We start from the raw sequence: 3,909 nt of genomic DNA, 5'->3' as shown, positions 1-3,909 counted from the left end.
CACTATTGGATCGGCTTCTTTTAACGGATGAAAGAATCGAACAGATTGTCGATGGAGTACGACAGTTGGTAGATTTGAAGGATCCCATTGGCGAAACGATTGAATCATGGGAGCGTCCGAATGGGTTACAAATTGAAACGATTCGAGTTCCGCTTGGGGTCATTGGAATGGTGTATGAAGCGCGCCCGAATGTTACCGTTGATGCAGGTAGTCTGTGCTTAAAAGCTGGAAACGCCGTTCTTTTAAGGGGAAGCACTTCGGCAATCCATTCCAATAAAGCGCTTGTTCATGTCATGCAGAGGGCACTTGCTGAAACGGCCATTCCAGCAGATGCTGTACAGCTCTTGGAGGACACGAGCCGTGAAACAGCGGCTGAAATGTTTAAATTGAATGAATACCTCGATGTTCTTATTCCTCGCGGTGGAGCAGGGTTAATTCAATCAGTGGTTCAAAATGCGACAGTTCCAGTTTTGGAGACAGGCGTAGGTAATTGTCATGTGTTCATTGATGAAACCGCAAATGAAAACATGGCCATCGACATTGCGATCAATGCAAAATTGCATCGGCCATCCGTATGTAATGCAGCGGAAACCGTGCTAATTAACGAAAAATGGCCATATGCAGAAAAATTATTACATTCGCTTCATGACTTGGGAGTGGAACTGCGTGGGGATGAAGTTTTAACAGCTGCCTATCCCTTTGTAAAGAAGGCCGCGGAAGAAGATTGGAAAAATGAATTTTTAGCACCGATTTTGACGGTAAAACTGGTGAAGGATGTAAAGGCAGCGATTAATCATATTGATCTGTATGGAACGAAACATTCCGAGGCCATCATCAGTGAAAATGTTGACAATGTTCGTTTGTTCTTCCAGGCAGTTGATGCAGCCGTATTATATCATAATGCATCCACCCGATTTACCGATGGCGAGCAATTTGGTTATGGGGCAGAAATTGGCATTAGTACGCAAAAGCTTCATGCCCGCGGACCAATGGGCCTCCGTGCGTTAACAACAACAAAAGCGATTGTCCGTGGTACTGGACAAATTCGATCATAATGATTCTCATAGAAAACGGGTAAGGATGTTGGTTCGTCCTTACCTGTTTTTTATTTATGGGTTGGAAACTATCTAAAGAAGAGGAAAAATTGGTATAATAAAAGCAAACGTATATTCTTATTTGAAGTAAGTTGGTGAATTAATGGCAGAGGCAATTCAAATATCAGTAAGAACGCTCGTGGAACATGTTTATAGAAGCGGAAGTATTGATTCACGTTTCCGATCATCATCTACACTGCACGATGGGACAAGGATTCATCAAATGATCCAGAAAACGTATGGAGAATCCGAGCAGAAAGAAGTATACCTCCGTGCAGAAGTCAAGGCAGGAGACCTTTCCTACATAATAGATGGCAGGTGTGATGGGCTGTTGTTTCGTGATGATGGTGTGGTCATCGATGAAATAAAATCCTATTCGCAGACCTCGGAGCAGATCCAACAAGGCGGCTATCCCGTGCACTGGGCTCAAGCGAAACTGTATGCTTTTATGTATGCGAAGGACAATGATTTACAGAAAATCACTGTTCAACTTACCTATGTCCACGTTGATACACTTGAGAAGATATACTTCCAAAAAAGATACCACACCCCAGAACTTGAAGTCTTTCTGGAACATGTAATGAAGGTCTATTCCCCTTATGCAAACCTTCTCGCCAATCACCGAAGAAAGCGAAATGAGAGTTGTAAAGAGCTTTCCTTCCCATTTGAATCCTACCGTGAGGGGCAACGGAAATTAGCTGGGGGGGTCTATAAGTCGATTTTCGATAAGAAAAATCTGTTTGCGAAAGCGCCAACTGGCATAGGAAAAACCATCTCGACACTTTTTCCATCTGTAAAAGCCATTGGAGAAGGGCATTTGGACAAAGTTTTCTATCTTACGGCTAAAACGATAACCCGTACAGCAGCCGAAGAGGCTTTTAAGAAAATGCGCTCTTGTGGTCTTTGTATGAGCACCGTTACGATAACAGCTAAAGATAAAGTTTGTTTTAAGGAAGAAACCAATTGTCAAAAGGATTATTGTGAATTCGCTAATGGTTATTATGACCGGATCAATGATGCGATTCTTGATATCTTATCGAATGAAACGGGCATGACTCGAGAAATAATCGAAATTTACGCCAAGAAACATACAGTTTGCCCCTTTGAGTTTTCGCTTGACCTTGCCTATTCGGCTGATTCCATCATCTGCGATTACAATTATGTATTTGATCCGCGCGTCTCCTTAAAGCGTTTGTTGGAAGATCAAAAGAAATCTACCGCTCTATTGGTTGACGAGGCCCACAATCTTGTGGACCGCGGCCGGGAGATGTTTTCATCCTCCCTAAACAAAGATGTATTTCTACAATTGAAAAAGGAATTTAAGGGTGTCAACAAATCCCTGTTTGACGCAGCAAGTAAGCTTAATGCCTGGTTTCTAGCACTCAAAAAAGAAAATCCAGATAAACATGAGTTCACGCTTGATCATCTGGATAATGAATTGCTTGATTCTCTGATACAATTTGTAGAAATTACCGAGCAAGCGCTCTCTATAGAAGCTTCACCAACTCTCTTGGAAGCGTACTTTATCGTCAATAATTTTTTGAAAATCAATGAGTTTCTTGATGAACATTATGTCATTTACGTAGAAAAAGTGAAAAATGATCTCAATGTAAAGCTTTTTTGTATTGATCCTTCTAAGCTTCTTCATCAAATGGGAAAGGGATATCGAGCGAAGATCTTCTTTTCAGCAACACTTTCGCCTTTAAACTTTTATCAAGATCTGCTCGGCGGGCAGGAGGATGATTATGTGCTTTCCATCCCTTCGCCATTTTCAAGTGATCAGGTCGATGTCTATATTCATCCATTGTCCACACGCTACGGTGATCGAGAGCGGACGAAGGAATCGATCGCAGCAGGAATTCAATCATTGATAAAAAAGCGGCCTGGGAATTATTTAATCTTTTTCCCATCTTATCAGTATTTATTAGCTGTTTATGAGCAATTCAAGCAGCAGAATGAAGAAACGAAAACCACCATTCAAGCAGCTGGGATGACTGAACCGGAAAGAGAAGCCTTTTTGGATGCCTTTAAACCGAATCAACTGGAAACATTGCTGGGATTCGCCGTCCTTGGAGGGATTTTTTCGGAGGGTGTCGATTTGATTGGAGATCGCTTAAATGGGGTTGTGGTTATCGGTGTAGGTTTGCCGCAACTATGTTTTGAACGGAATCTCATCAGAGATCATTTTAATCAACTAAACAAAAATGGTTATGACTATGCCTATGTGTATCCTGGCATGAACAAGGTACTACAAGCTGGGGGAAGGTTAATTCGTTCTGAAGAGGACTTTGGAACGATCGTGTTGATTGATGATCGATTCTTACAACGTCAATATCAACAACTCCTGCCGTCAGAATGGCAGATGTTTACGATTGGTTCTTTATAAACGCTTTCGAAGATTAACCCCTAATGGAGTTTTTTCCATAAGGGGTTTTGTTGTCTTTAAATGAAAAACGTTCCCGATACCATAAAGCTAAACAGTGTCCCTAGGATTAAACCAGTTGCTGCAAAAAAAGTAAGGATCGCACCGTGAAACTGGCTGCGTTCACAAAAAGTCATGATGCCCATAAATACAGCCCCAACCCCAAACAAGAGCGGCATAAAGACAAGCGATATAGCGAAGAACAACCATCCCAAAATGACATAAGTCAATCCTTTCTTATTGCTTGTAGAAGATACATCCGATTTGAAGGTTACACTCCCGCAGCTTTGACAAATATTGGAGTTAGCCACCTCGTAGGATCCTCCTGAAGAATCAAACATTTTAATCACCCCACCTATATTTTTTTTGAAAAAACTGAATATTTTAAAAATT

General features: G+C 41.5%; 3 protein-coding genes. 2 read left to right on the top strand and 1 reads right to left on the bottom strand.

Annotated features, from left to right (window positions below; genetic code table 11):
- On the top strand, nt 1–1,055 hold a 1,055-nt coding region (locus tag V7659_RS19605), incomplete at its 5' end, for a glutamate-5-semialdehyde dehydrogenase (RefSeq protein WP_335541572.1).
- A gap of 142 nt (nt 1,056–1,197) precedes the next feature.
- Nucleotides 1,198–3,480 carry an ATP-dependent DNA helicase gene (locus V7659_RS19600; RefSeq protein WP_335541570.1) on the top strand — a complete coding sequence of 761 codons (2,283 nt, stop codon included), beginning with the start codon at nt 1,198–1,200 and terminating at the stop codon, nt 3,478–3,480.
- Nucleotides 3,481–3,536: 56 nt separating this feature from the next.
- Here the strand turns inward: V7659_RS19600 and V7659_RS19595 are convergent, their stop codons facing one another.
- Complete coding sequence (locus V7659_RS19595) at nt 3,537–3,827, bottom strand: hypothetical protein (protein ID WP_335541568.1); 291 nt, start codon at nt 3,825–3,827, stop codon at nt 3,537–3,539.
- Between the last annotated feature and the right edge of the window lie 82 nt (nt 3,828–3,909).

The sequence above is a fragment of the Neobacillus drentensis genome, assembly GCF_036966985.1.
Lineage (GTDB): Bacteria > Bacillota > Bacilli > Bacillales > Cytobacillaceae > Neobacillus > Neobacillus drentensis_E.
The sequence above is the reverse complement of the archived record's forward strand: the minus strand, read 5'-3'. Positions and strand labels throughout refer to the sequence as shown.